Here is a 25,470-nt window from a genome sequence, read left to right as displayed (position 1 = left end):
AAAATCTACAGGCCGTTTCGGCCGATCACGTCCCTGTACCAGAGCGCGCTGTCCTTGGGAGTCCTGGACTGTGTCGCGTAGTCCACGTGGACGATGCCGAAGCGCCGCCGGTAGCCCTCCGCCCACTCGAAGTTGTCCAGCAGCGACCACACCAGGTAGCCGCGCAGGTCCGCGCCCGCCTCGATGGCCCGGTGCACCTCGCGCAGGTGCCCGTCCAGGTACGCCACGCGGTCGTCGTCGTGCACCCGCCCGTTCTCGACGACGTCGTCGAAGGCCGCGCCGTTCTCGGTGACCATGAGGCCGACCTGCGGATAGTCCTTCGAGAGCCGTACCAGGAGCCTGGACAGGCCGTCGGGCACGATCGGCCAGCCCATCGCGGTCGTCGGCGCGTCCGCCGTGGCGAACCTGACGTCCTCCGAGCCCGGCCACGCCGCGTCGGCCGGCAGCCCCGGGCCCGCCTCGACGACGCAGGGGTTGTAGTAGTTGACGCCGACCAGGTCGATGGGCGCGTTGATCAGCGCCAGGTCGCCGTCCTGGATGTGGCCGGTCCCGCCGTTGCGGGCGGCCGCCGCGAGCACTTCCTCCGGGTACGTCCCGTACACCACCGGATCCAGGAACTGCCTGGTCAACAGCGCGTGAATGCGGTGGACGGCGGCCGCGTCCGCCTCGCTCGGCACCGCCGACGGGTCGTTGACCTGGGCGGGCGTGAGCACGGGCGCGGAGTTGACCACGAACATGATGCTCCCCGCGCCCCCCGAGCGCAGCGCCCGCGCCGCGAGCCCGTGGCCGAGCAGCAGGTGGTGCGCCGAGCGCAGGGCGTCGCCGGGGTCGCGGCGGCCCGGCGCGTGCACGCCGTTGCCGTAGCCGAGGAACGCCGACACCCAGGGCTCGTTCAGCGTCGTCCAGTCGGCGACGCGGTCGCCGAGCCGGTCGTGGACGGCCTGGGCGTAGTCGGCGAACCGGTAGGCGGTGTCGCGGTGGGCCCAGCCGCCGCGCTCTTCGAGCGCTTGCGGCAAATCCCAGTGATAAAGCGTGACATAAGGCGAAATTTCGGCGGTCAGCAGTTCATCTACGAGCCTGTCGTAGAAAGCCAGCCCACGGGGGTTGATCGAGCCCTCGCCGTCCGGCTGGATGCGCGGCCAGGCCACCGAGAACCGGTAGGCCGCCAGCCCCAGCTCGCGCATCAGCCCGACGTCGTCCCGGTAGCGGTGATAGTGGTCGCAGGCCACGTCTCCGGTGTCGCCGTCCGCCACGTTCCCGGGGGTGTGGGAGAAGGTGTCCCAGATCGACTGGCCGCGCCCGTCCTCCTTGACCGCCCCCTCGATCTGGTACGAGGCCGTGGCGGCGCCCCAGACGAAGTCCTCGGGAAAGATCATCCCTTAACAGCTCCTTGCATGATTCCGCCGATGATTTGCTTGCCGAACAGGGCGAACACGGCCACGAGCGGCAGGGTCCCGATCGCGGTGCCGGCCAGCCCCAGCACGTAGTCGTTGACGTACCCGCTGGCCAGGGTCGAGAGCGCTACCTGGACAGTCGGATTGTCCGGGTTGAGCACGACCAGCGGCCAGAAGTAGTCGTTCCAGGCCGACATGAACGTCAGCATGCCCAGCACCGCCGCCGCGGGCCGCGCGGCCGGGAGCACGACGTGCCAGAACAGCCCCCAGGTCGAGCAGCCGTCCACCCGCCCGGCCTCCAGCAGTTCGGTGGGCAGGGCGCGCGACAGGTACTGCGTCATGAAGAACACGCCGAACGCGTTGACCAGCGCGGGCACGATGAGCGCGTAGTTGGTGCCGGTCCACTCCAGCTTCACCATCAGCATGTAGAGCGGGATGATGCCGAGCTGCGCCGGGACCATCATGGTGGCCACGGTGATCACGAGCATGACGTTCCTGCCCCTGAACTTCAGCTTGGCGAAGGCGAACCCCGCCAGCGTCGAGAAGAACATCACCGCGATCGCGATCGACCCGGCCACGATCACCGAGTTGGCCAGCGCGAGCCCGAAGGGGACGGTGTCGAAGACCCGGGCCACGTTGGCGAAGAAGTTCCCGCCGGGCAGCAGCGGCGGCGGCACCTCGGCCAGCGCCGAGTTGTGCCGGGAGGCCACGACGACGCTGTAGTAGAGCGGGAACGCGGAGAAGAAGGCCACCGCGGTCAGGGTCAGGTAGCGCAGCCTCATATCAGGCCGCCCTTCACTCTGCGGGTGATCAGGAAGTTGATCCCGGCCACGACCACCACGGCCACGAACATCAGCCAGGACGCCGCCGAGGCGTACCCGAAGTCGAACGTCGAGTTGGCGAAGCCCTGCTCGTAGACGAACAGCGCCAGCGTCTGGAACTGCCGGTCGGGCCCGCCGGTGGCGATGCCGCCCCCGCCGCCGCTGCTCTGCCCGAACAGCATGGGCTCGGCGATGATCTGCATCGCGCCGATCGTCGAGACGATGACCACGAAGATGATCGTCGGCCGGATCATCGGCATGGTGATCCGGCGGAGCTGGGTGAAGTTGCTCGCGCCGTCGAGGGTGGCGGCCTCGTACAGTTCGCGCGGTACGGCCTGCATGGCGGCCAGGAAGATCAGCGCGTTGTAGCCGGTCCAGCGCCACATGATCATCACCGACAGTGCGATGTGCGAGGTCGCGGTGCCCGCCGCCCAGTCGATGCTCCCGGCGCCCGCCCACGAGAGCATCCAGTTGATCATCCCGAAGTCCCGGCCGAAGAGCTGGCTGAAGATGACCACGACCGCCACCACGCTGGTGACGTTGGGCAGCAGCAGCGCGACCCGGAACAACGTCTGGAACCGCAGCCGCCGGTTGAGCAGGTGCGCCAGCCAGATGGCCAGCGCGAGCTGCGGCACGGTCGAGAGCACGCCGATCGACAGGGTGTTGAACGTCGCGTTCCAGAAGTAGGCGTCGGACAGCAGCGCCGAGAAGTTGTCCAGCCCGATGAAGGTCTGCGTCTCCGACAGCAGCGTCCACTCGTGCAGGCTCACCCAGGCCGTGTAGGCCAGCGGGAACAGCCCGAAGGCGCAGAACAGCAGGAAGAACGGGGCCACGTAGGCGTACGGCGACACCCTCACGTCGAGGGTGTGCCGCACGCTGCGCCTACGCCGTCGCGTGACCGCGAGGGGAAGGGTGCTCATTTGATCTTCTTGACGTCCTCGAGCACCTGCGCCCACGCCTCGTCCGGCGTCTGCTTGCCCTGCTCGACCCGGCCGAGGCCGTTGCCGATGGCCACCCGCACGTCGGCCTCCTTCGGGCCGAGGTGCTGCGGCTTGAGCGCCTTGGCCGCCTCGGAGTAGATCTTGCCGATCGGGGCGTCACCGAAGAACGGCTTGGTGAAGTTCTGGATCGACGGGTCGTCGTAGAGCGCCGGGATCGACGGGAACGTGCCCTCCTCCTTGAACACCTTGGCCTGGTTGTCCTTGGAGGTGAGGAAGTCGATCAGCTCGGCCGCCTCCTTCGGGTGCTTGCTCTGCTTGGGCACCATCAGGTGCGAGCCGCCGCTGTTGCCCGAGCCGCCGGGCACGGTCGCGATGTCCCACTTGCCGCTGGCGTCCTTGGCCTGCTCCTGGATGAAGCCGGTCATCCAGGCCGGGCAGATGATCGTGGCGAACGAGCCCTTGGCGAAGCCGGTGTTCCACGGCGGGGAGAAGGCCGCGAGCTTGGCGGTCAGGCCCTCCTGGGTGATCTGGTTCGACAGGTCCCAGGCCTTCTTCACGTCGGCGTTGGAGTCCACGATGATGGTGTCCTGGGCGTCGTACAGGCCGATGGGCGCCTGGTTGACCATCGCGCGGAAGATCTCGCCGGGGGAGTCCACGAACTTGGCGCCGGCCACGTTCGCCGCGGCGAACTTCTTGCCGGTCGCGATGTACTGGTCCCACGTCGGCCAGAGCGCGGCCACCTCGGTCCTGTCGGTCGGCAGCCCGGCCTTCTTGAACAGGTCCTTGCGGTAGCACATGGCCAGCCCGCCCACGTCGGTGCCGAGGCCGAGCACCTGGGCGCCGTCCTTGCTCAGGCCCTGCTGCCACTTCCAGTCGAGGTAATCGGGCTGCCGCTTGTCCAGCCCGTACTGCTTGAGGTCGTTGAACCGGCCCGGCTGGGCGGTGAACGTGCTGATGTAGCCGACCTCGACCGCCTCGATGTCCCCCGCGCCGGCGTTCGTGGCCAGCCGCTTGACCAGGTTGCTGTGGTGGTCGTTGAACTGGGTGACGTTCTCGACGATCTCGATGTCGGGATGCGTCTTCTTGTACTCCTCGTAGAGCGGCTTGAAGCCGAAGTCGCCGAACAGGCCGATGGTCAGCTTGATCTTCTCTCCTGGCTTGGCGCTCGACTCGGCCGCGGTGCCTCCGCCGCCGCCACCACCGCCGCACGCCGTCGCCAGAGCGAGAACGGACGCGGTGAGCACGGGCAGGCCGAGTCGCCGGATGCGAGGGGTCATGGGAAACCCTCCTGGGTCGGTGCTAGGGGGTGAGTGAGAGAGCGCTCTCTCACGAGAGTCGCGGGGCTCACATGCCTCTGTCAACGGAGGTTAAATAACGATCCGGTTGTACGAGAGAGCGCGTTCACGGCTGGTGAGGTCATCGCGAGTTCGGTCGTAAGCTGACTATCGACGACGACAGAGCAGGGGGTTCTCCTGATGCGCGATCTCCCCCCGTGGGTGCCCAGGCCCGCGCCCCCGCAGACCCTGCCCACCCCGGTCCTCGACGCGACCGTCTCGCCGCTGGTGACCGAGGTGGACGACGAATACCGCGCGGTCACGTTCTACTGGCGCGGGCCGGCGAAGGAGGTGCGGGTCCTGGCCAACAAGCTCACCCAGGACGCCGAGGCCGCCGTCATGGAGCGCACCGGTGACGTGTGGCACCGTACGTATCGGGTGCGGCACGGCTGGCGCGCCTCCTACCGGCTGTCGGTGGACGGCGCGGAGCTCACCGACCCGCTCAACCCCAAGGTCTGGCAGGGCCACTCGATCGCGGAGACCTCCCCGCCGTCCCCGTGGCTCGCCGCCGTGGGCGAGCCGCGTCACGAGCTGTCCCGGCACGCGATCGGCTGGCGCTACGATCCGGTACGCCCGCCGCTCGGCACCCTCGTCGTGCTGGACGGCGAGCACTGGGTGGACGACCTGCCGGTCATGCTCGACAACCTCATCGAGGCCGGCGCGCTGCCACCCGTCACGGCCTGGCTGGTGGAGTCGGGGCCCGACCGGGTGCGGCGGCTGACGTGCAACGACGAGTTCGTGGACGCGCTGCCGCACGGCGGGCCGACCGTGATCGCCGGGCAGAGCCTGGGCGGGCTGACCGCCGTGTACGCCGCCCACCGCCACCCCGGCCGGTTCGTGGCGGCGGTGTCGCAGTCGGGCTCGTTCTGGTGGCCCAGCGGTCCCGACCCGGAGTGGCTGATTCGTGAGCTGGCCCGGTTGCGGCCGCCCCCGGTGCACCTGCAGGTCGGGACGCTGGAGTGGGCCCTCGCCGGCCCGACGGCCCGGATGCGGGAGGTGCTCGGGGGCTCGGGCACGTACCGGGAGTTCGAGGGCGGGCACGATCGTTACTGCTGGCGCAACGAACTCCCCGACGGCCTGATCACCACCTACGCCCGCTTACCACCCTGACCCGCCGCACTTCGGCGGGGGCCTTTCGAGGGCGAGGAAGGGCTCGGCTGAGGTCCTTTCGGGGAGGGGCGCGGCCGGCGAGGGACCTTGCGGGGCGAGGGGCAGGCTGAGGTCCTTCGGGAGAGCGCGGGCTGAGCCCTCTTGGCGCGGGTGGACGGGACATCTTCGATGGACCGCCAGGTCAGCCCTCTTCCAGTAAAGGGACCTGTGCCGGAGTACGGGTGGTGAAGGACGAGCGGGACGACAGCATGTGCACCGGTGCCCCGAGGTGGGTCAGGCGCTGAGGGCGCGGCCCGCCATCCGGGCGTACATGCGGCCGGGGCTCGGCGCCTTCGCCAGGAAGCCGGGCAGCATGGGCAGGCCCACCGCGAACGGGTCGAGCCGCTCGTACAGCTCGTTGGCGTCCGCCGGCCGGTCGGCCGGCTGTTTCTCCAGGAGCTGCGCCAGCAGCGCGCTCAGCGACTCCGGCAGGCCCGGGATGGCCGGAGGCCGCTCCTTGACCTGCTTCTCGAAGACCACGTAGTCGGTGGGCCCGGTGAAGAGCTGGCGGCCGGTCAGCATCTCGTGCAGGACGCAGCCCAGGGAGTAGAGGTCGCTGCGCGGCTCGGCGACGCCGTGCTGGATCTGCTCGGGAGCCATGTACGCCGGCGTCCCCAGAATCTGCCCGATCCTGGTGAACGTGGTGACATCGGACTCCCGCAGCATCGCCAGGCCGAAGTCGAGCACCTTCACGCTGCCGTCCGGGCAGAGCATCAGGTTCGTCGGCTTGAGGTCGCGATGGCAGATCGCCAGAGCGTGCGCCGCCGACAGCACGGCGCACGCCTGGGCCGCGATCGCCGCCGCCCACGGCACCGGCAGCGGCCCGTGCTCGTGCACCAGGTCGGCCACCGTGACGCCCTCGATGAACTGCATCACCTGGAAGAGCCGCTGGTCATGGGTGCCGAAGTCGTAGAGCACAGGGGCGCCGGGATGCTCAAGCCTGGCCAGGATGCGCGCCTCGCGGATGAACCGGCGCTCCATCTCGTGATCGTGCCCGCCGGGCAGCCTGAGCAGCTTCACTGCGACCCGGCGGTCGAGGTGGCGGTCGTGACCCGCGTAGACGGCGCCCATGCCCCCCTGCCCGAGGGGGAGGTCGTCGAGCTCATAGCGGTCACCGATGACCATGTGCCCCCTCCGCCGCGTTCCGGGAAAAAACTACACCGTCAGGACTGCGGGTGCAGGTGCCCGTCGGCGAGACCGTCGAGGCCAAGCCGGATCAGCGCCTGTCCGAGAGCCGAGGTTTCGCGGATGGCGTCTTCGAGCACGGCCAGTTGCCTGAACGCCTCGCCGTACGCCTTCTGCTCCTTCAGCGTCAGTCGCGGCAACCGGGTGCGGCGTACGTCGAACCTGCTGGAACCGGTCGTCACCCGCCCGCCCGCCGCCCGCAGGAAGCCGGCCAGGAAGTCGGGGTCGAGCCGGCGGGAGTCCATCCGGTAGAGGGTCAGGTGCGGGCCCAGCATCGCGCCGCCCTCGGCCACCACGCGTACGGCCGAGTAGGAGGCCACCACGTCGCCGGGCCGGATCGCGATCAGGCCCTGCTGCATGGTGGTGAACCCGGACGGCGCCCCGCCGGTGAGCACGTCGTCGGAGGTCAGGACCGGGATGTCGCCGCCCTCGGCGGCCATCTTGGGCGGGGCCTGCGACGTCGCCACCAGGCCCTCCTTGATCAGGTCGCCCAGCGTGGTGGCGGGCTGGTCGAGGGGCTGCTCCAGCACCTTCAGGTCGGGCGGCACGGCGGCGGCCGCCAGGAAGCGGTCGCGCGCCTCGGCGAACGCCCGGCCCACGTCGTCGCGCCGCTGGTGCCGGGCCGGGGTCATGTCGACCTCGTCGGCCAGCAGGTCGATGATCCGTACGGTCTGCTCGGAACTGTCCTCCAGGTATGCCTGCCAGGCCGGCTCCACCACGCTCAGGTCGGCCGTCGCGTCGAGGATCAGCACGTCGGAGGGCGGTCGCTCGCCGGCCGCCGGGCGGCGCAGCAGCCACAGGTCGGAGCCGGGCAGCGCCACGACCGCCCGCAGGGCGCCGGCGCGCAGCAGGTTGGCCCGGATGCGGCGGCCCGCCTTGCGGCTGGCGGCGGCCGGGGGCATCAGGATGGCGACCAGGCCGCGCGGTTTGACGTGGGTGAGGCAGTGCTGCACCCAGGCCAGCTCGGGCTCGCCGCGCGGCGGCAGGCCGTATTCCCAGCGCGGGTCGCCGGTCAGCTCCTCGTAACCCCAGGCCCGCTCGTTGAACGGCGGGTCGCACACCACGGCGTCGGCCTTCTCGCCCGCGAAGCCGTCGTGGCGCATGGAGTCGCCGGCCACGACACTGGCCTGGACGCCGCGCAGCCGCAGCCTGGAGGCGGTGATCGCGGCCGAGGTCTCACTGAGCTCCTGCCCGAGCGTACGGCCCTGCGCTGGGGCCGGTGTCTGGCCGGGCGTCTGTCCTGGAGCCTGGCCGTCTGGGCGCGCCGCGCCCGGTGCCGCGGTGGAGAGGAGCAGGGTGCCGACGCCGCAGGCCGGGTCGAGGACCGTCCCGCCGTCGGCGCGTACCAGCCGGACCATGAGCCCGGCGACGTCCTCACGGGTGACGGAGAGCTGCCGGGAGTGGGCCTCCAGGTAGCGCTCGCACAGGAACTCGTACGCGCTCAGCGCCCCGAGCTCCCCGGCCAGCTCCAGCACGAGCCCGGCCAGCTCAGGGTCGAGAGACCCGGCAGCCCCCGGCGAGTCGCCGGGACCAGAGGTGTCCGGCCTGGTCAGCAGGGCTCCGGCCTGGGCCACGAGCTCGCCCAGGCGCAAATCGCCCGCGGCTTTCAGGCGTTGCCACACCCGATCTCCCAGGGAGACCTGGTAGGACTTCCCATAGCGTCGCAGCCACGACTCGACCTGCCGCAGGGAGAAGAGCGGCTGGTTCGCGGTTCCGCCGATGGGTTGGGGGAAGTCGTCGTGGCGGCGGCGCCAGTTGCTCACCGCGGCACGCCCGACACCGGCGAGCCGGGCGATGTCCCCGGCGTTGACGGTCGGGTCGTGGCTCATGGTGCCCAGAGTAGTTCACAAGAGTCTTCAGCGCATCTGCTTGTGAAGTCTTTCAACCAATGATTTACTGCAGGGTATGAAGCACAACATCCGCTATGCCGCCGGATCAGACGTGGGCCGCCGCAGGGAGCAGAACGAGGATTCCGGCTATGCCAGTGGCCGGCTGCTCGTGGTTGCCGACGGAATGGGTGGGCACGCCGCCGGCGAGCTGGCGAGCTCGGCGGCGATCGCCGTCATGCGCGAGCTGGATGCCACGCTTCCCGAGACGGGCTCCGACCTGGAGGCGGCCCTGGAGGGCGCCGTGCACGAGGCGGCCCGCAGGCTGGTCGAGCTGGCCGACATCGACCCCGCGCGCAGGGGGATGGGGACCACGGTGACCGCCATGCTGTGGGACGGCTACCGGTTCGCCCTGGCTCATCTCGGTGACTCCCGCGGATACTTGCTTCGCGATGGTGCGCTGTACCAGATGACCAAGGATCACACACTTGTGCAGTCGATGGTGGACGAAGGCCGGATAACTGAGGATCAGGCCGCCGTGCACCCCCGGCGTTCGATGGTGCTGCGCGTGCTGGGCAGCGAGGGCAGGGCCGAGCCCGACATGGCGCTGCGCGAAGCCGAGCCTGATGATCGCTATCTCCTCTGCTCCGACGGGCTCACGACCGTGCTCGGGCCCGAGGTCCTGCACGAGGTGCTGACCACGGTGGCAGACCCGGCGGCGGCCGTCCAGCGTCTCATCGATCTGGCCAACGAGGGCGGCTCGCCCGACAACGTGACCGTGATCGTGGCCGACGTGGTCGCGCCGGGCGCGGGCGAGGTGAGCGTGTTCCGCGTGGGCGCCGGGTCCTAACAAGAGTAGTAGGCAGCCCCACCAGCCTCACCAGTCACATACCCGAAATTTCGGTTCATAGCGAGACACTTTCCTGACGACCCGCGCATTTTCGCGATGGCGCTACTACAGTCCATCGTGGCTTGTCGGATTTCTGGGAGGAGTCACCCTGGACCCGATCGCGGATGAGCTGCTGAAAACGGTGCGGCAGGAACTCGGCTATAAGGAGAAGAGCGGCCAGTTCACCAAGTTCGGCCAGTGGTACGCGGATCGCGTCCAAGACACCCAGTATCGCGACGCGCCGTGGTGTGACATGTTCCTCGCCTGGGCCGCGGACAAGGCCGGCATCACCACCTATGTCGGAGAGTTCGCCTGGACGCCGTCCCACGCCGCCTGGTTCATCCAGCAGGGCGCCTGGACGCGCGAGCCCGAGCCGGGAGCGCTGGTCTTCTACGACTGGGGCGGCGGCAAGAACTACAAGGGCATCGACCACGTCGGCGTCGTCGAGCGCGTCGAGGGCAAGAAGATCCACACCATCGAGGCGAACGTCGACCGTGTCTGGCTGAAGCGCAAGACCCGGGAGACGGACAAGGTCGTCGGGTACGGCATCCCGCGCATGGTCAAGGGCAACGTCGAGAAGCTCGCCGAGATCCGTTCGGCCGAGCGTCCCTTCGTCTCCGCGCCGCGCGCCGAGGGCCCGCCCGCCTCGCCGCTGGACTTCCTGGGCACGCCGCCCGCCCTGCTGGCCTTCATGGTGCTCATGACGGTCGTGCTCTCCTTACGCGTGTCCCGCCGCCGCGGCACCCACCGCCGTTTCCCGTGGCGCCGGCCCACCCGCGCCGGAGCGAAGCCACCGGTGAAACCGCAGGCCAAACCCCCGGCCAAACAACAGGCCAAACAACAGGCCAAACAACAGGCCAAGCGCCAGCCGCAGTCCAAGCTCCACCAGGAGGGCCAGCCGGCCAGGACCCGGGTCCCCGCCGGTTCCGGGCACGTGGCCACCAGGCATTCGACCCCCGCCAGGCGCAAGCCGTACGAGCCGACCTGAGTCAGGCCGTGAGGTCGAGCACCACCTTGACGTCGCCGGCCGGCTCGAACGCCTCCAGCGCGCGCGACAGCGGCACCCGGCGGGTGATGAGCCGTTCGAGCCAGCCGCGGTCGGCCTCCGCCAGTGCCTCGGCGGCGGCCCTGAAGTGCCGCTGGTTGGCGTTGACGGTGCCGAAGACCACGTCGTTCTCCAGCACGATGTCCCGGTTGATCACCCCGGCGTCCACGCGGTGGGTCAGCCCGCCGGCCGAGAGCCCGCACAGGCAGACGATGCCCGCGGCGGCCGTGGTGGTCATGGTCTCGATGACGAGCGACCCGGCCCCCGTGCACTCGATGATGATGTCCGGCTCGGCCGCCCGGAACGACTCCAGCGACGTCCCCGAGTGGTAGGTCGCGCCCAGGGCCTCCACCAGGCTCGACTTGAGCCCGCCCGCGGCCCGGTCGAGCACGTGCACCTCCAGGCCCCGCTGCCGCCCGAGCAGCGCCGCCAGCAGGCCGACCGGGCCGGCCCCGGTGACCAGGAGCGTGTGCGGCTCGAACCAGGCCCGCGCGCCGATCCGTTCGATGTGCTCCCACGCCTTGGCCACCACCGCCGCGGGCTCGACCAGCATGCCGACGCTCTCCAGCGCCGGGTCCAGCCGGATGGCGTAACCGGCCTCGACGGTCCAGCGCTCGCTGCCGTACCCGTCGAGCTCCTTGATGCCCCGCTCGGTGTAGCGGCCGTTGCGGCACATGTCGAACTCGCCGCGCACGCAGGCGCCGCACGGCACCGGGTCGGGCCGCCGTACGACGCCGACGATCAGGTCGCCGGGTGAGAACGCCGAGCCCTCCGGCGTCTCCAGCACCCGGCCCAGCGACTCGTGCCCGATGATCATCCGGTCCTTGCCGGGCGGCGGCCAGCCGTAGTCGGCCGCGTCCAACTCTCTGTCGGTCCCGCAGATGCCGAGGGCGAGCCCCTGGACGAGCAGTTCGCCCTTGCCCGGTTCCGGGTCGGGCACCTCCTCGACGTCGAGCGTGCCCTTTCCTCCCGGCACGAATGTCAGCGCGCGCATCATGGCCACCCCCTCTGGGGTGCACCTACCCAGACGTCGCTCGCAAAATAGTAGGACGTCCTAGTATCTTCGTAGGTGAAGCCTCCACGAAGGAGTGATCAGGCGTGCACGTCCCGGTACACCCAGTGCGATTCGTGACCGCCGCGGCCCTGTTCGACGGCCACGACGCGGCGATCAACATCATGCGGCGCATCCTCCAGTCCCAGGGGGCCGAGGTCGTGCACCTCGGGCACAACCGCTCGGTCGACGAGATCGTCACCGCCGCCATCCAGGAGGACGCGCAGGGCGTGGCGATCAGCTCCTACCAGGGCGGGCACGTGGAGTTCTTCTCCTACCTGGTCGAGCTGCTGCGGGAGCGCGGCGCCGGGCACGTCAAGGTGTACGGCGGCGGCGGGGGCGTGATCGTTCCCGAGGAGATCGAGCTGCTGCACTCCCGTGGCGTCACGCGCATCTTCTCGCCCGAGGACGGCCAGCGGTACGGCCTCCCCGGCATGATCAACAAGCTGATCGAGGACTGCGACGTCGAGCTGGGCGGCCCGCCGCCGGTCGAGGCCGTGGTGTCGGGCGACCAGGCCGCGCTGGCGCGCGCGATCACGCTCATCGAGTCGGGGCGCGCCCCCGAAGACCTGCTGGCGGGCCTCAAGGCGGACGGCAGGAGAGCGCCCGTGCTCGGCATCACGGGCACCGGCGGCTCGGGCAAGTCCTCGCTCACCGACGAGCTCGTCCGCCGCTTCCGGGTGGACAACGACGACAAGCTGCGCATCGCGATCATCGCCATCGACCCCACCCGCAGGCGCGGCGGCGGCGCGCTGCTCGGCGACCGCATCAGGATGAACAGCCTGAGCCCCCAGACCTACTTCCGCTCCCTGGCCACCAGGGGCGCCGCCAACGAGGTGCCCGCCTGCCTCGACGACGTGATCGCGGCCTGCCGCGCCGCGGGCTACGACCTGGTGATCGTGGAGACGCCCGGCATCGGCCAGGGCGACGCGGGGATCGTCCCGCACGTGGACGTGCCCATCTACGTGATGACGCCCGAGTTCGGGGCGGCCTCCCAGTTGGAGAAGATCGACATGCTCGACTTCGCCGAGGCCGTGGTGATCAACAAGTATGAGCGGCGCGGCGCGGAGGACGCCCTGCGCGACGTCAGCCGCCAGCTCGTACGCAACCGCGAGGCGTTCGGCGCGTCCCCCGGCGACATGCCGGTCTTCGGCACCATCGCCGCCCGCTACAACGACTCCGGCGTCACCGCCCTCTACCAGTACCTCAAGCCCCTCCTGCCGACGGGAGAGAGCCCCAGCCTGCTGGCCCCGGCCGAGGGCCGCACCTCGAAGACGTCGGCCGCCATCGTCCCGCCCGCCCGTGTCCGCTACCTGGCCGACATCGCCGAGACGGTGCGCGCCTACCACGCCGAGACGCTCGCCCAGGCCGAGATCGCCCGCCGCCGCCAGCAGCTCACCGCAGTGCGCGACCTGCTGAGCGACGAAGGCGCGAGGGAGATCGAGCGCGTCGAGGGGGAGCTGTCCGCCGAGAGCCGCGCGCTGCTCGACGCCTGGCCCGCCGTCAAGGAGCGCTACACGGCCGACGAGCTCGTCGTGAAGGTCCGTGACCGGGAGATCCACACGCCGCTCTGGCGCGAGACCCTGTCCGGCAACCGCATCCCGAGGGTGGCCCTGCCCCGCTACAGCGACCACGGTGACCTGCTGCGGTTCCTGCGCGCCGAGAACCTGCCGGGGATGTTCCCGTTCACCGCCGGCGTGTTCCCGTTCAAACGCGACGACGAGGACCCGACCAGGATGTTCGCCGGGGAGGGCGACCCGTTCCGCACCAACAGGCGCTTCAAGCTGCTGTCGGAGGGCCAGCCCGCGACCCGGCTGTCGACCGCGTTCGACTCGGTGACGCTCTACGGCCACGACCCCGACCCGCGCCCCGACATCTACGGCAAGGTGGGCACCTCGGGCGTCTCCATCGCCACGCTCGACGACATGAAGGTGCTCTACGACGGGTTCGACCTGGCCGCGCCCGGCACGTCGGTGTCCATGACGATCAACGGCCCGGCCCCCACGATCCTGGCCTTCTACCTCAACGCCGCCGTCGACCAGGCCAGAGACCGCTTCCGCGCCGAGCACGGCCGCGACCCCGACGGCACGGAGGACCGCGACCTGCGCGCCAGGACGTTCGCCACGGTCAGGGGAACGGTCCAGGCCGACATCCTCAAGGAGGACCAGGGCCAGAACACCTGCATCTTCTCCACCGAGTTCAGCCTGCGGATGATGGCCGACATCCAGGAGTGGTTCATCAGGAACGGGGTGCGCAACTTCTACTCGGTCTCGATCTCCGGCTACCACATCGCCGAGGCCGGGGCCAATCCGATCAGCCAGCTCGCGTTCACGCTGGCCAACGGCTTCACGTACGTGGAGGCGTACCTGGCCAGAGGCATGAAGATCGACGACTTCGCGCCGAACCTGTCGTTCTTCTTCTCCAACGGCATGGACCCCGAGTACAGCGTGCTCGGCCGGGTCGCCCGCCGCATCTGGGCGGTGGCGATGCGCGAGCGCTACGCCGCCGGCGAGCGCTCCCAGAAGCTGAAGTACCACGTCCAGACCTCGGGCCGCTCCCTGCACGCCCAGGAGATGAACTTCAACGACATCCGCACCACCCTCCAGGCCCTGATCGCCGTCTACGACAACTGCAACAGCCTGCACACCAACGCCTTCGACGAGGCCGTGACCACCCCGTCGGCCGACTCGGTGCGCCGCGCGATGGCGATCCAGCTCATCATCAACCGCGAATGGGGCCTGGCCAGGAACGAGAACCCGCTGCAGGGCTCGTTCATCGTCGAGGAGCTCACCGACCTGGTGGAGGAGGCGGTGCTGGCCGAGTTCGAGCGGCTGTCGGACCGGGGCGGCGTCCTCGGCGCGATGGAGACCGGCTACCAGCGCGGCAAGATCCAGGACGAGTCCATGCTGTACGAGATGCGCAAGCACGACGGCTCGCTGCCCATCGTCGGCGTGAACACCTTCCGAAATCCGCGCGGCGACGACGAGGCCGACCCGCACAAGCTGGAGCTGGCCAGGGGCACCGAGGCGGAGAAGCAGTCGCAGCTCGACCGCCTGCGCGCCTTCCACGAGCGCAACCGCTCAGAGGCCCCCGCCGAGCTGGCCAGACTGCGTGACGTGGCGATGTCGCCGGGCAACGCGTTCGAGGTGCTGATGGAGGCGGCGCGCGTGTGCTCGCTGGGGCAGATCACCGATGCCCTGTTCGAAGCGGGAGGCCAGTACAGACGCAACGTCTGAGCGGTTGGCCCGCGTCGATAGGATCGCGCTTTGGGCACATCGCTTAACAGGAGGCTTCCATGTCCGACGTCACCTTCAAGGGCAACCCGATCACCGTGGGCGGCACCTTCCCGAAGCTCGGCGACACCGCGCCCGCGTTCCGTCTCGTGGGCGGTGACCTGGCCGAGCGCACGCTGGAGGACTTCGGCGGGCAGACCAAGGTGCTGAACATCTTCCCGAGCGTCGACACCGGCGTCTGCGCGGCCTCGGTGCGCCGCTTCAACCAGATCGCCGGCGAGCACCCCGACGTGGCGGTGGTCTGTGTCTCCGCCGACCTGCCGTTCGCGCAGAAGCGCTTCTGCGGCGCCGAGGGGCTCGACAACGTGACCACGCTCTCGCTCATGCGCGGCCGTGAGTTCCTCGCCGACTATGGGGTGGCGCAGGAGTCGGGCCCGCTGGCGGGGCTGGCCGCGCGCGCGGTGGTCGTGCTCGACGGCGACAACAAGGTCGTCCACGCCGAGCTGGTGCCGGAGATCACCCAGGAGCCCGACTACGAGGGCGCGCTCTCGGCGCTCAAGTAGGTCTTCTCCGCCCGGCCCCGAGCCGGCCCACGCCGCACAGGGCCAGCGACGACTCGGGGCCGCCGGGGAAGTCGATCAGGTCGGCCTGCTCGGGACGCCACTCCGGCAACCAGACGAGACCCGGGTCGACCAGCTCGAACCCCTCGAACAACTCCATGATCCGGTCACGGCCGCGGAGCGTGAGCGGCAGGCTGGCCCGCTGGTAGATGTGGGTGCTCTGCCGCACGAAGGCCGCGCGGGCGTCGCTGGTGCCGTGGGACATGACCAGGTAGCTGCCCGGCGCCAGCGCCTCGCGCAGGGCCGCGACGATCTCGTCGGGGCGCTCTGACTCGGTGACGTAGTGCATGACCGCCACCAGCAGCACCGCGACCGGGCGGCCGAAGTCGAGCGCCCGCATCACGTCGGGGTCGCGCAGGATCGCCTCGGGCTTGCGCAGGTCGCCCTCGACCACGGTGGTGGTGCCAGGACCGGGCGGCATCGCCCTGGCGTGCACCAGCACGACGGGGTCGCGGTCGACATAGACGACCCTGGCGTGCGGCGTCACCTTCGCGGCCACCTCGTGCACGTTGTTCCAGGCCGGCAGGCCGGTGCCGAGGTCGAGGAACTGCGTGACGCCGGCCTCGGCCAGCCGGCGCACCGCCCGGCCCAGGAACGCCCGGTTGGCCCGGGCCGCGGCGCGGATCTCGGGGGCCACCCGCAGGATCCGCTCCGCGGCCTCCCGGTCGGCCGGGAAGTGGTCTTTGCCGCCCAGGAAGTAGTCGTAGAGCCGGGCCACGTTGGGTGTGTGCGGATCGAAGCCTGACGAATCTCGCTCCAACCGTCCATCCCCCGATCACAAGTAAACGATCTTTGCTCGGATTCTACGGACCCGTACCGACATTCGATCATGGTTAGCCTGTTGGTGTGGACGACACCGGTGTGCGCGTACGAATTCCCGAGACCGTGCGGCGGATCGTGTCCCTGGTGCCGTCGCTGACGGAGTCGGTGGCGGCGACCGTGCCCGACGCGCTGGCCGGGGCGACCGACTGGTGCTCGCACCCGGCCGGCCTCGACGTGGCCAGGGTCAGGGGCACCAAGAACCCCGACCTTGACGCGATCCTGCGGCTGCGGCCCGACGTCGTGCTGGCCAACGCCGAGGAGAACCGCGCGCCCGACATCGAGGCGCTGCGGGAGGCCGGGGTCGCGGTCTGGGTGACCCGGATCGAGACGCTGGCGGAGGCGTTCGTGTCGCTGGAGCGGATGTTCGAGCACGCGTGCCGTACCGAACCGCCCGGCTGGCTGGCGGTGGCGCGGGAGGCGTGGCAGACGCCCTACGCGGGCCCGCGGCGGACGGCCGTCATCCCGATCTGGCGGCGGCCGTGGATGGTCGTGGGCCGCGACACCTTCACCGGCGACGCGCTGAGACATCTCGGCGTCGACAACCTGTACGCCGGCCACGTCGAGCGCTACCCCAAGATCCCGCTCGGCGAGCTGACCGGCCGGCGGTCCGACCTCGTGGTCCTGCCCGACGAGCCCTACGCGTTCAGCGCGACCGACGGCCCCGAGTCCTTCCCCGGCCTGCCCTGCGCCCTGGTCAGCGGGCGCCTGCTCACCTGGTACGGCCCCTCGCTCGTGACGGCGCGCGACGAGCTGCGGCGCGCGCTGGGCTGAGCGGTCAGCCCACCGCGGCCGCGAGCGCGGCGTCCACCGACGAGGGAGAAAGGACGTGCTCCATGACGATCACCGCCATGCCCACGATCCCCGCCCGGTCACCCAGCGAGCTGTTGACGATCTCCAGGTTCCTGGTCGTGTACGGCAGACTGCGCCGATAGACGATCTCCCTGATGCCCGTCAGATAGTGCTCCCTGGTCTCCGCCATGTCCCCGGCCAGCACCAGCACGCCCGGATTGAGCAGGCTGACCGCCGTGGCCAGCACGATGCCCAGCGTGCGCCCGGCCTCCTGGGTGCGGGCGATGGCCTCGGGGTCGCCGGCCTGGACGAGGCGGACCACGTCGCGGCTGTAGGACTGGCCGAGGTCGTGGGCCAGGGCGTGGCCGCTGGCGAGGGAGGCCACGCAGCCGCGTGAGCCGCACGTACAGACGCGGTCGTCGGTCTCCCGCAACCGCACATGCCCGATATTTCCGGCGGCCTCCTCAACACCGCGATAAATCTGCCCATCGAGTACGATCCCGGTCCCTATCCCGGTGGACACCTTGATCAGGACCAGCGAGTCCGTGTGCCGCCACAGCGACCACCACTCGCCCAGCGCCATCGCGTTGGCGTCGTTCTCCACCAGGATCGGCACGTCGAACGTGGCCCCGATCGCCTCGCCCACCGGATGGTCGTCCCACCCCGGCATCAGGAACGACCGGATCACCCGGCCGGTGGTGTGGTCGACCGAGCCGGGCAGGTCCAGGCCGATCCCGCACACCTCGCTCGCGGGCCGCCCGACGCGGTCCAGCAGCCGCTGGAACGCCTCCCGCACCCACGACAGCACGGCGTCGGGCCCGAGCTCGATGCGCATCTCGGTGTGCTCCTCGGCCATCGGCCGGGCGGCCAGGTCGGTGAGCGCCACCCTGGCGTGGGTGGCGCCCAGGTCGGCCACCAGCATCAGGCGCTTGGCGGCGTCGACGTCGAGCACCGAGGGCGGCCGCCCGCCCCCGGAGGTGCCGACGCCGGACTCGTGGATGTAGCCGGCCATGATGAGCCGGTCGACCCGGTCGGTGATCGTCGACCGGGACAGGCCGGTGTACTCGATGAGTTCCTTACGCGTACGGCAGGAGCCATTGCGGATGAGCTGGAGGATCTGCCCTGCCGTCAGCATGGTTCATCCCTTCTCCGCTCCTGCGGTGAGGCCCTCCGTCAGCAGTCGCTCGCTGGCGAAGAACACGATCACGATGGGCAGCGTGAGCACCACCGATCCTGCCATGAGGACGGTCGTCGGGATCTCTATGCTCCCCGCAAGCTGAGAGAGCCCCAGGGAAACGGTCCAGCTCTCCCGCCTCTCCACCAGGAAGAGCAGGGCGAACAGGAACTCGTTCCACGCGATCATGAACGCGTAGAGGCCGGTGGCCATCAGCGCGGGCTTGGACAGCGGCAGCACCACGCGCCAGATGGTCGACAACCTCGTGCACCCATCGATCGCGGCCGCCTCCTCCACGCTCTGCGGCACGGTCTCGAAGTAGTTGCGGAGCATGTATACCGTGACGGGCACGGTTTGCGCGATATAGACGAGGATGAGCCCGACCAGCGATCCGCGCAGCCCGATCATGGTGAACAGCACGAACAGCGGGATGGCCAGCACGATCGCCGGGAACAGGTACACCGCGAGGAACAGGAAGTGCACCTGCCGCCGCCCGAAGAAGCGCAGCCGGGCCACCGCGTAGGCGCCCGGGATCGAGATCAGCAGCGTGACCGCCACCGAGGCGACCGCGATGATCGCGCTGTTCTTGAGGAAGGTCAGGAAGCCCTGCCTGGTCAGGACGTTCACGTAGGTGTCCAGGGTGAAGCTGCGCGGCCAGAGCGAGCCCGGTTCCAGGATGAGCTCCTGGATGTCGCGTACCGACAGCATCACCATGTAGAAGAACGGGAACGCGGTGATCAGGAAGAGGAACGCGATCACCAGCGGCTTGAGCACCCTGAGCAGGCCGCGCTCGAACCTATCTCTGCTCACGTTCACCTCCGGCGAAGAAGCGCAGGTAGATGGCGAGGAACACGACCAGGAAGATCGCCAGCACGATCGCCTGCGCCGCCGAGGCCCCGATGTCGTCGCGCGAGGTCAGGAAGTTGTAGACCCGCACGCTGACCACCTCGGTGCCGGCCCCGCCGCCGGTCAGCAGGTAGACGTCGTCGAACTTGGTGAAGGTGAACACGAACCGCAGCACCGACAGCAGCGCGATGATGCGCCAGAGCTGGGGCATGATCACGTACCGGAAGCGCTGGGACGGCGTGGCGCCGTCCACCACCGCGGCCTCGTCCAGCTCGGCCGGCAGCGCCTGCAGCCTGGCCAGGATGAACAGGAACGCGAACGGGAAATACCGCCACGCCTCGAACGCGATCACCGTGAGCAGCGCCACCGGCACCTGGATGCCCAGGAACTCGCCCCTGGCCTGGGTGAGGAACGCGATGGGCTCGCTCAGCCAGGTGTTGACGATGCCGTACTGCGGGTTGAGCATCGTCTCCCACAGGAAGGCCACGGCCACGACCGGCGCCACGTACGGGATCAGGATCGCGGCCCTGACCAGGGTCCGCCCCCTGAACCTGTCGCGCAGCGCCAGCGCGGTGACCAGGCCGATCACGATCGACAACGCCGTCCCCGCGACGGTGTAGACGAGCGTGTTGACCAGCGAGGTCCAAAAGCCCGGCTCGGACATCACGTACGTGAAGTTCTCCAGCGTGTAGTGCCCGAAGACGCCCACCCGCCGGATGTTGATCAGCCGCGCGTCCTGGAACGCCAGCATGATCGCCCAGAGCAGCGGCAGCACCACCACGACCAGCGTGATGATCAGCGTGGGCGAGATGAGCGCGAGCCCGGCGCGCCCCTCCTGCTCCCGTAGCGTCCGGCCGCGTCTCATGGCCTCACTCCGTGAGGCGGGCTCGGTCGCCGGATGCCCTCCCGCACTCTGGTCGCCGCGCTCCTCCAGGCGGCGGCACTCCCTCGCCTCACTGCCTGATCCCGCGCTTGATGGACTCCACGTCGGCCTTGGCCTGGGCGGCGGCGGCCTGCGGGGTCATGGAGCCGTCGGCCACCGAGCTGAGCGCCTTCGGCACGGGCAGCTCGCCCATCGTGGCGCCGACCAGCTTGCCCTGCCCCTGCGGGATGCCCCAGCGGCCGAACGTGTCGGGGCTCTTGCGCAGGGCCGCCAGCACGTCGGCCGGGTAGACGTCGGCCAGCGGCTTCTTGGTGTCCACCCCGGCGGGCAGCTTGTCCCACTTGTCCTCGAAGCCCTTGCGGGCGGGGAACTTGCCCTCGGGCGCCATCCCGATCCAGCGCTCGTAGCCCTCGTTCATCATGAAGGAGACGAACTTCGAGGCCGGGTCCTTGGCGGCGTCACGGGTGATCGCCCAGGAGACGATCTCGCCGTACTGCGCGGGCGCGCTCCCGTCGGGCCCCTTCAGCGCCGTGACCACCCCGGTGTTCTCGGCCAGCCACTCGGGGTTCGCGCGGCACTGCTGGCAGCTCGGCGACGCGTCCTTACGCAGCCCCGCCATCTCGTCGAGGATGAACGACGACCAGATCATCATGGCCGCCTTCCCCGCGAAGTAGGTGGCCCGGGTGGAGTCGACGTCCTGCTTGCCCTTGACGGAGTAGTCCTTGGCCAGCTTCGCGTAGAACTCGAACGCGCGGACGCACTGCGGCGAGTCGAGGGCGACGTTGCCCGCGTTGTCCACGAGCTGGCACCCGTTCGCCAGCGCGACGTGCTCGAAGCTCTGCGCGGTGAACGAGTCTTTCGGCGCGATCGCCAGCGTGATGCCCGCGACCCCGCCCGTGTTGAGCTTCGCGGCCGCCGCCTCCAGCGCCTCGTACGTGTCCGGCGGCGCCAGCCCGGCCTTGTCGAACAGGTCCTTACGGTAGAGGATCAGCTGCGCCCACCCGTCGCTCGGCACGGCGAGCAGCTTGCCGTCCGAGGTGTCGAGCTCCAGCGCGCGCGCCGAGAAGGTGTCCCGGCCGAGCTGATCGACGATCTTGCCCGGGGTCTCGGTGTCGAGCAGTTCGTTGGCCTCCAGCTCGCGGATGGAGGCCAGCGGCAGCGCCCCGATGACGTCGGGCAGGTCGTCGGCGGCGGCCGCGGCGGTGATGGTCTGGCTGAACTGGTCTTCGGCGACGCCGACCAGCCTCACCTTGATCCCGGTCTTCTGGGTGAACTCGGCGACGATCGTGTTCTGCACGGCCATCCGGTCTTCGAGGTTCTCCTCGGTCCAGACGGTGATCTCGTTCGCTGACGGCTGTTCGCCACCGCCGTCACCGCAGGCCGCCAGAGAGACGGCGGCCAGCAGTGTGGCGGAGAGGACGGCGGTTACCTTCGTCGGCATAGCACGCTCCTCTGTTGGGGATATGCCGCCCTTACCCCCGCACGAGATGCCGCAACGTGCGGTAGGCGATTCCGAGACCGGTCTGTACCCTCTCCGTGCTGCCGCTCCACACCGGATCCTCATGCTCCACAGAGACCACTCCGTCGTAGCCGCCCTCGTAGAGCACGTCGATCACCCGGGTCCAGTCGACCCCGCCGAGCCCCGGCACGCGGAAGCGGTACCAGCCCTTCTCACCGCTGATGGGACCGTAGAAGCCGTACCGGTCGATCTTGCCCGGCAGCAGCTCGGTGTCCTTGGCCTGGACGTGAGCGATGTTCGCGACGTACGGCCTCAGCGCCGCCACCGGATCGGCCCCGAGCGCCACCAGGTGCGAGGGGTCGTAGTTGAGCTTGAGCCCGAGGCCGAACATCCATTCCCACAGCTCGGGGGAGTAGGCGAGGTTGCCCGGGTAGCCGTCGGGATGCCAGCTCTTCATCACGCAGTTCTCGATGACGATCTCGACGCCGTGGCGGGCGGCGTACTCGACCAGCGGTCCGAACACGTCTTCGGCCAGCTTGAGGTTGTCGCGCACCGGCCGCCCCGGGTCGCGGCCCACGAACGTGCCCACCGTGGGGCAGCCGAGCGCGGCGGCGGCGTCGACGCAGCGCCTGACGTGGGCGTTCACCTCCGCCCCTTGCTCAGGGTGCAGATTGTTCTCGTAGTAGGCGATCGAGGAAAGCGTCAGTCCGGTCTCCGTGAGGATTCGCCTGACTCGATCGCATTCGGCTTCGTCGAAACGATCTACTCTGATGTGATTTCGGTCATCCGTTGAGGGCCAGCCGGCCACCTCCAGAGCCTCGAACCCGTGGCTGGCGGCCCAGTCTGCAATGTCGGTAAGGTCGCTTTCCGGAAGACACGCTGTCAGAAACCCCAATTTCATCAGTCACCTCCGACGGAAGTCGTAGACTTAAGAGTGTTACGAGCGCAACTATGGTGTGCAAACAAGCACTAAATCTTTGACTTTTGTTTGATCAAAAAGCGTAAGTGTGGGGAATGCGCGTCATCACCTTCGAAGAGCCAGGCAATGTCCGCGTGAGCCTGGAGTCGCCCGCCGATCTCGTGCCGGGCTCCGTGCGGGTCAAGACTCTCTATTCGGGAGTCTCCGCCGGCACCGAACTCACCGCCTACCGCGGCACCAATCCCTATCTCACCCGCAAGTGGGACACCGAGCGTCGCCTCTTCGTCGAGGGCCAGACGCACTCCTACCCACTGAGCGGCTGGGGCTACCAAGAGGTCGGCGAGGTGGTGGAGGCCGCGCCCGATGTGGCCGATCCGCCGATCGGCAGCCTGGTGTGGGGCATCTGGGGCCACCGCGCCGAGGCCGTCGTCCCGGCGGACAAGCTCGTCGGCCACGTCCTGCCGCCCGGCGCCGACCCGGTGACCGGCGTGTTCGCCCGGGTGGGCGCCATCGCGCTCAACGCCGTCCACGCCGCCGACGTGCACCTGGGCGACCAGGTCGCGGTCTTCGGCCAGGGCGTCATCGGGCTGCTCGCCACCCGGCTGGCCGTGCTCAGCGGCGCCCGCGTGGTCGCCACCGACGCCATCCCCGACCGGCTGGAGCTGGCCAGGAGGTTCGGCGCGGCCGAGACGTTCGACGTCGCCTCGGGCTCGGTGGCCGAGTTCATGCGCAAGCGCGTCGACGGCGCCGACACCGTCATCGAGCTCAGCGGCAGCCATCTCGGCCTGCACGAGGCGATCAGGAGCGTCCGCAAGGGCGGCCGGGTCGTGGCCGCCGGGTTCTACCAGGGCGACGGCATCGGGCTGCGGCTGGGCGAGGAGTTCCACCACAACCAGGTCCAGCTCGTCTCCTCCCAGATCGGCGGCGTCGCCTCCTGGCTGGCGCACCGCTGGGACGTCGAGCGCCTGCAGCGCACGTTCATGGAGCTCGTGCACCGCGGCGAGATCGACGCCGCCGACCTCATCACCCACGTCATGCCGGTCGACCGGGCCGCCGAGGCGTTCGACCTGCTCGACAAGCACCAGTCCGAGGTGCTCCAGCTCGTCTTCCAATTTGAGGAGTCACAGTGAAGCTCGCCGTACAGGAGCAGCTTCTGCCCGGCCGCACGCTGCAGGAGAAGTACGCGTTCGCGGTCGATTCGGGGTTCGACGCCATCGAGCTGCGCGGCAAGGGCGATTTCCACTTCGCGGGCCGCCTGACCGAGCTCAAGCGCGCCCTGGCCGACGGCGTGGTCATGCCGACGGTCTGCGTGGACATGCCGCACTTCATCGGCGACTTCGACCCGGCCAAGCGCAAGGACGCCATCCAGCAGCTCAGGTCGCAGCTCACGGTGATCGGCGAGCTGGGCGGCATCGGCGTCATGACCCCCGCCTCCTGGGGACAGTTCTCGCGCAGGCTGCCGCCGTTCGAGCCGCCGCGCAGCCCCGAGGAGGACCGCGAGGTGCTGGCCGAGGCGCTGGGCATCCTGGGCGAGCACGCGCACCGCAACGGCGTGCTGATCATGCTGGAGCCGCTCAACCGCTACGAGAACCACATGGTCAACACGCTCGCCGAGGCCGTCTCCTACTGCGCCTCCGACGCGATCAGGATCGTCGGCGACACCTACCACATGAACATCGAGGAGGACGACCCCTGCCGCGCGCTGGCCGACGCGGCCCCCTATATCGCGCACATGCAGATCAGCGAGTCCAACAGGAACCAGCCGGGCACCGGTCACCTCGACTGGGGCGCGCAGCTCGCCACCCTCGACGCCGTCGGCTTCGACGGCTACCTGGCCCTCGAATGCCGCCTGCGCGGCGAGGCCGAGATCGTTCTCCCCCAAACCGCAGCCTTTGTCAGGAAATATCTATGATCCTCCGCGACGCCGTGCGTGTTCTGGTGAACAACTGGGACGGCAGTTACACGGTTCCCTCCCGTCGCCTCTACCCGCACCAGTGGAGCTGGGACTCCGCCTTCATCGCCATCGGCCACGCCCGATGGTCGCCGCGAAGGGCCAGGTCGGAGCTGCTGTCCCTGTTCGGCGCCCAGTGGCGCGACGGCAGGGTGCCGCACATCGTGTTCAACCCCCGGGTGGCCGAGGGCGCCTACTTCCCCGGCCCCGAGTTCTGGGCGGCGCGGGCGCCGTCCGGGTCGGCCACCTCCGGCATCGTCCAGCCGCCGGTGCACGCGCTGGCCGCCTGGAAGACGCACCTGGTCGAGCCCGACCCGGCGTTCCTGCGCCGGATCTACCCCCGGCTGGTGGCCCAGCAGGACTTCCTGCGCGCGGCCAGGCGTTCCCCCGAGGGCCTGATCTCGATCGTGCACCCCTGGGAGTCGGGCATGGACAACAGCCCGGCCTGGGACCTGCCGCTGCAGGCCGTCGAGACGGGCGTGGCCGGCTTCATCCGCCGTGACCTCGACACCGTCAGCGCCGACGAGCGGCCCACCGACCGCGACTACGAGCGCTACGTCGGGCTCGCGCGGGCCTACCGCGACTCCGGCTACCAGGTGCCCGGCGCGTTCCAGATCGAGGATCCGCTGTTCAACACCGCGTACGGGGTCGCCGAGTCGACGCTGGCCAAGATCGCCGACGTGTGCGGCCTGGACCCCGAGCCGCACGAGCGCGAGGCCGCCGCGATCACCCAGGCCATGGTCGAGCACCTCTTCGACGGCGCCCTCTTCCAGGCCCGCGACGTGCGCACCGGCGGCCTGATCAGGTCGAGCAGCGCCGCCGGGCTGACGCCGCTCATGCTGCCCGAGCTGCCCGCCGGGGTCGCCGACGCGCTCATCACGACCGCGGTCGACCGGTTCGCCGTCAAGGACGCCGTGCTGCCCAGCTACGCCCCGGACGCGCCCGAGTTCGACGCGGCCCGCTACTGGCGCGGCCCGAGCTGGACCAACCTGACCTGGCTCGTCTGGCAGGGGCTCAAGGAGCGCCGCCCCGACCTGGCGGCGACGCTCGCCGACGCGATGATCGGCGCGGTGTCGCAGGCCGGATTCCGCGAATACTTCGACCCCTTCGCGCTGCGCGGGCACGGCTGCCGCGACTTC

21 protein-coding genes and 1 pseudogene are annotated in these 25,470 nt (G+C 69.7%); 9 read left to right on the top strand and 13 right to left on the bottom strand.

Annotation, left to right across the window (positions count from 1 at the left end; all coding sequences use genetic code 11):
• Positions 1–5 precede the first annotated feature (5 nt).
• Genes C4V41_RS12875 through C4V41_RS12860 form a run of 4 tightly spaced genes read right to left on the bottom strand, consistent with a single transcriptional unit; the run spans position 6 to position 4,433 of the window.
• Positions 6–1,376, bottom strand: coding sequence for a GH1 family beta-glucosidase (locus C4V41_RS12875; protein ID WP_103956056.1), 1,371 nt, complete (start codon positions 1,374–1,376; stop codon positions 6–8).
• Complete coding sequence (locus tag C4V41_RS12870; RefSeq protein WP_103956055.1) at positions 1,373–2,176, bottom strand: carbohydrate ABC transporter permease; 804 nt, start codon at positions 2,174–2,176, stop codon at positions 1,373–1,375. The genes C4V41_RS12875 and C4V41_RS12870 overlap by 4 nt, the downstream gene beginning before the upstream one ends.
• Positions 2,173–3,135: a carbohydrate ABC transporter permease gene (locus tag C4V41_RS12865; protein WP_103956054.1), complete on the bottom strand. Its 963-nt coding sequence runs from the start codon at positions 3,133–3,135 to the stop codon at positions 2,173–2,175. The genes C4V41_RS12870 and C4V41_RS12865 overlap by 4 nt, the downstream gene beginning before the upstream one ends.
• The gene (locus C4V41_RS12860; protein ID WP_103956053.1) at positions 3,132–4,433 is read right to left on the bottom strand and encodes an ABC transporter substrate-binding protein; all 1,302 of its coding nucleotides are present in this window, start codon (positions 4,431–4,433) and stop codon (positions 3,132–3,134) included. Before C4V41_RS12860 ends, C4V41_RS12865 begins: the two co-directional genes overlap by 4 nt.
• Before the next feature lie 198 nt (positions 4,434–4,631).
• Here C4V41_RS12860 and C4V41_RS12855 point away from each other — a divergent pair, with 198 nt between their 5' ends.
• Positions 4,632–5,600 (top strand): alpha/beta hydrolase-fold protein, encoded by a 969-nt coding sequence (locus C4V41_RS12855; RefSeq protein WP_103956052.1) that lies wholly within the window; start codon positions 4,632–4,634, stop codon positions 5,598–5,600.
• Between the two features lie 273 nt (positions 5,601–5,873).
• On the opposite strand, the gene C4V41_RS12850 is transcribed toward C4V41_RS12855, so the two are convergent.
• Positions 5,874–6,764, bottom strand: a complete 891-nt coding sequence (locus C4V41_RS12850) for a serine/threonine-protein kinase (protein WP_103956051.1) — start codon at positions 6,762–6,764, stop codon at positions 5,874–5,876.
• A gap of 38 nt (positions 6,765–6,802) precedes the next feature.
• Positions 6,803–8,653: an HsdM family class I SAM-dependent methyltransferase gene (locus C4V41_RS12845; protein WP_103956050.1), complete on the bottom strand. Its 1,851-nt coding sequence runs from the start codon at positions 8,651–8,653 to the stop codon at positions 6,803–6,805.
• A gap of 76 nt (positions 8,654–8,729) precedes the next feature.
• Here C4V41_RS12845 and C4V41_RS12840 point away from each other — a divergent pair, with 76 nt between their 5' ends.
• Positions 8,730–9,500: a PP2C family protein-serine/threonine phosphatase gene (locus tag C4V41_RS12840; protein ID WP_103956049.1), complete on the top strand. Its 771-nt coding sequence runs from the start codon at positions 8,730–8,732 to the stop codon at positions 9,498–9,500.
• A 181-nt stretch (positions 9,501–9,681) separates the two neighbouring features.
• On the top strand, positions 9,682–10,527 hold the full coding sequence (locus C4V41_RS12835) for a CHAP domain-containing protein (protein ID WP_103956048.1): 846 nt from the start codon (positions 9,682–9,684) through the stop codon (positions 10,525–10,527).
• Between the two features lies 1 nt (position 10,528).
• Here the strand turns inward: C4V41_RS12835 and C4V41_RS12830 are convergent, their stop codons facing one another.
• On the bottom strand, positions 10,529–11,578 hold the full coding sequence (locus C4V41_RS12830; protein WP_103956537.1) for a glucose 1-dehydrogenase: 1,050 nt from the start codon (positions 11,576–11,578) through the stop codon (positions 10,529–10,531).
• Between the two features lie 104 nt (positions 11,579–11,682).
• Between C4V41_RS12830 and icmF the strand changes: the two genes are divergently transcribed.
• A complete protein-coding gene (gene icmF / locus C4V41_RS12825; RefSeq protein ID WP_103956047.1) occupies positions 11,683–14,871 on the top strand; it encodes a fused isobutyryl-CoA mutase/GTPase IcmF in 3,189 nt (1,062 codons plus the stop codon).
• A 59-nt stretch (positions 14,872–14,930) separates the two neighbouring features.
• Positions 14,931–15,431, top strand: coding sequence for a thiol peroxidase (gene tpx / locus C4V41_RS12820; RefSeq protein WP_103956046.1), 501 nt, complete (start codon positions 14,931–14,933; stop codon positions 15,429–15,431).
• Here tpx and C4V41_RS12815 read toward each other — a convergent pair.
• The gene (locus C4V41_RS12815; RefSeq protein ID WP_103956045.1) at positions 15,424–16,248 is read right to left on the bottom strand and encodes an SAM-dependent methyltransferase; all 825 of its coding nucleotides are present in this window, start codon (positions 16,246–16,248) and stop codon (positions 15,424–15,426) included. The genes tpx and C4V41_RS12815 overlap by 8 nt on opposite strands.
• Positions 16,249–16,334: 86 nt before the next feature.
• On the opposite strand from C4V41_RS12815, the gene C4V41_RS12810 reads away from it, so the two are divergent.
• Entirely contained in the window at positions 16,335–17,081 is a 747-nt protein-coding gene (locus C4V41_RS12810) for a helical backbone metal receptor (protein ID WP_103956044.1), read from the top strand.
• A gap of 4 nt (positions 17,082–17,085) precedes the next feature.
• On the opposite strand, the gene C4V41_RS12805 is transcribed toward C4V41_RS12810, so the two are convergent.
• From C4V41_RS12805 to C4V41_RS12785, 5 genes are all read right to left on the bottom strand, one after another.
• Complete coding sequence (locus C4V41_RS12805; RefSeq protein ID WP_103956043.1) at positions 17,086–18,234, bottom strand: ROK family transcriptional regulator; 1,149 nt, start codon at positions 18,232–18,234, stop codon at positions 17,086–17,088.
• A 3-nt stretch (positions 18,235–18,237) separates the two neighbouring features.
• Positions 18,238–19,083, bottom strand: a complete 846-nt coding sequence (locus C4V41_RS12800; protein ID WP_235030090.1) for a carbohydrate ABC transporter permease — start codon at positions 19,081–19,083, stop codon at positions 18,238–18,240.
• Positions 19,070–19,984 carry a carbohydrate ABC transporter permease gene (locus tag C4V41_RS12795; RefSeq protein ID WP_103956042.1) on the bottom strand — a complete coding sequence of 305 codons (915 nt, stop codon included), beginning with the start codon at positions 19,982–19,984 and terminating at the stop codon, positions 19,070–19,072. The genes C4V41_RS12800 and C4V41_RS12795 overlap by 14 nt, the downstream gene beginning before the upstream one ends.
• Positions 19,985–20,072: 88 nt before the next feature.
• Positions 20,073–21,443 (bottom strand): ABC transporter substrate-binding protein, encoded by a 1,371-nt coding sequence (locus C4V41_RS12790; protein ID WP_103956041.1) that lies wholly within the window; start codon positions 21,441–21,443, stop codon positions 20,073–20,075.
• Positions 21,444–21,474: 31 nt separating this feature from the next.
• Positions 21,475–22,362 (bottom strand): sugar phosphate isomerase/epimerase family protein, encoded by an 888-nt coding sequence (locus C4V41_RS12785; protein WP_103956040.1) that lies wholly within the window; start codon positions 22,360–22,362, stop codon positions 21,475–21,477.
• Positions 22,363–22,475: 113 nt separating this feature from the next.
• Between C4V41_RS12785 and C4V41_RS12780 the strand changes: the two genes are divergently transcribed.
• From C4V41_RS12780 to C4V41_RS66065, 3 genes and pseudogenes are all read left to right on the top strand, one after another.
• Complete coding sequence (locus tag C4V41_RS12780) at positions 22,476–23,510, top strand: zinc-binding dehydrogenase (protein ID WP_103956039.1); 1,035 nt, start codon at positions 22,476–22,478, stop codon at positions 23,508–23,510.
• Positions 23,507–24,292, top strand: coding sequence for a sugar phosphate isomerase/epimerase family protein (locus C4V41_RS12775; RefSeq protein WP_103956038.1), 786 nt, complete (start codon positions 23,507–23,509; stop codon positions 24,290–24,292). The genes C4V41_RS12780 and C4V41_RS12775 overlap by 4 nt, the downstream gene beginning before the upstream one ends.
• Positions 24,223–25,467: pseudogene (locus tag C4V41_RS66065) on the top strand (MGH1-like glycoside hydrolase domain-containing protein); the annotation flags it as partial. The gene C4V41_RS12775 and the pseudogene C4V41_RS66065, both read left to right, overlap by 70 nt.
• Positions 25,468–25,470 lie beyond the last annotated feature (3 nt).

The sequence above is a fragment of the Nonomuraea solani genome, assembly GCF_900108335.1.
Taxonomy (GTDB): Bacteria; Actinomycetota; Actinomycetes; order Streptosporangiales; family Streptosporangiaceae; genus Nonomuraea; species Nonomuraea solani.
The sequence above is the reverse complement of the archived record's forward strand: the minus strand, read 5'-3'. Positions and strand labels throughout refer to the sequence as shown.

Excerpts from the sequence above, each read along its gene's own strand:
- C4V41_RS12875 (WP_103956056.1), bottom strand. The coding sequence starts at position 1,376 with ATGATCTTTCCCGAGGACTTCGTCTGGGGCGCCGCCACGGCCTCGTAC.
- C4V41_RS12870 (WP_103956055.1), bottom strand. The coding sequence starts at position 2,176 with ATGAGGCTGCGCTACCTGACCCTGACCGCGGTGGCCTTCTTCTCCGCG.
- C4V41_RS12865 (WP_103956054.1), bottom strand. The coding sequence starts at position 3,135 with ATGAGCACCCTTCCCCTCGCGGTCACGCGACGGCGTAGGCGCAGCGTG.
- C4V41_RS12860 (WP_103956053.1), bottom strand. The coding sequence starts at position 4,433 with ATGACCCCTCGCATCCGGCGACTCGGCCTGCCCGTGCTCACCGCGTCC.
- C4V41_RS12855 (WP_103956052.1), top strand. The coding sequence starts at position 4,632 with ATGCGCGATCTCCCCCCGTGGGTGCCCAGGCCCGCGCCCCCGCAGACC.
- C4V41_RS12850 (WP_103956051.1), bottom strand. The coding sequence starts at position 6,764 with ATGGTCATCGGTGACCGCTATGAGCTCGACGACCTCCCCCTCGGGCAG.
- C4V41_RS12845 (WP_103956050.1), bottom strand. The coding sequence starts at position 8,653 with ATGAGCCACGACCCGACCGTCAACGCCGGGGACATCGCCCGGCTCGCC.
- C4V41_RS12840 (WP_103956049.1), top strand. The coding sequence starts at position 8,730 with ATGAAGCACAACATCCGCTATGCCGCCGGATCAGACGTGGGCCGCCGC.
- C4V41_RS12830 (WP_103956537.1), bottom strand. The coding sequence starts at position 11,578 with ATGCGCGCGCTGACATTCGTGCCGGGAGGAAAGGGCACGCTCGACGTC.
- tpx (WP_103956046.1), top strand. The coding sequence starts at position 14,931 with ATGTCCGACGTCACCTTCAAGGGCAACCCGATCACCGTGGGCGGCACC.
- C4V41_RS12805 (WP_103956043.1), bottom strand. The coding sequence starts at position 18,234 with ATGCTGACGGCAGGGCAGATCCTCCAGCTCATCCGCAATGGCTCCTGC.
- C4V41_RS12795 (WP_103956042.1), bottom strand. The coding sequence starts at position 19,984 with ATGAGACGCGGCCGGACGCTACGGGAGCAGGAGGGGCGCGCCGGGCTC.
- C4V41_RS12790 (WP_103956041.1), bottom strand. The coding sequence starts at position 21,443 with ATGCCGACGAAGGTAACCGCCGTCCTCTCCGCCACACTGCTGGCCGCC.
- C4V41_RS12785 (WP_103956040.1), bottom strand. The coding sequence starts at position 22,362 with ATGAAATTGGGGTTTCTGACAGCGTGTCTTCCGGAAAGCGACCTTACC.
- C4V41_RS12780 (WP_103956039.1), top strand. The coding sequence starts at position 22,476 with ATGCGCGTCATCACCTTCGAAGAGCCAGGCAATGTCCGCGTGAGCCTG.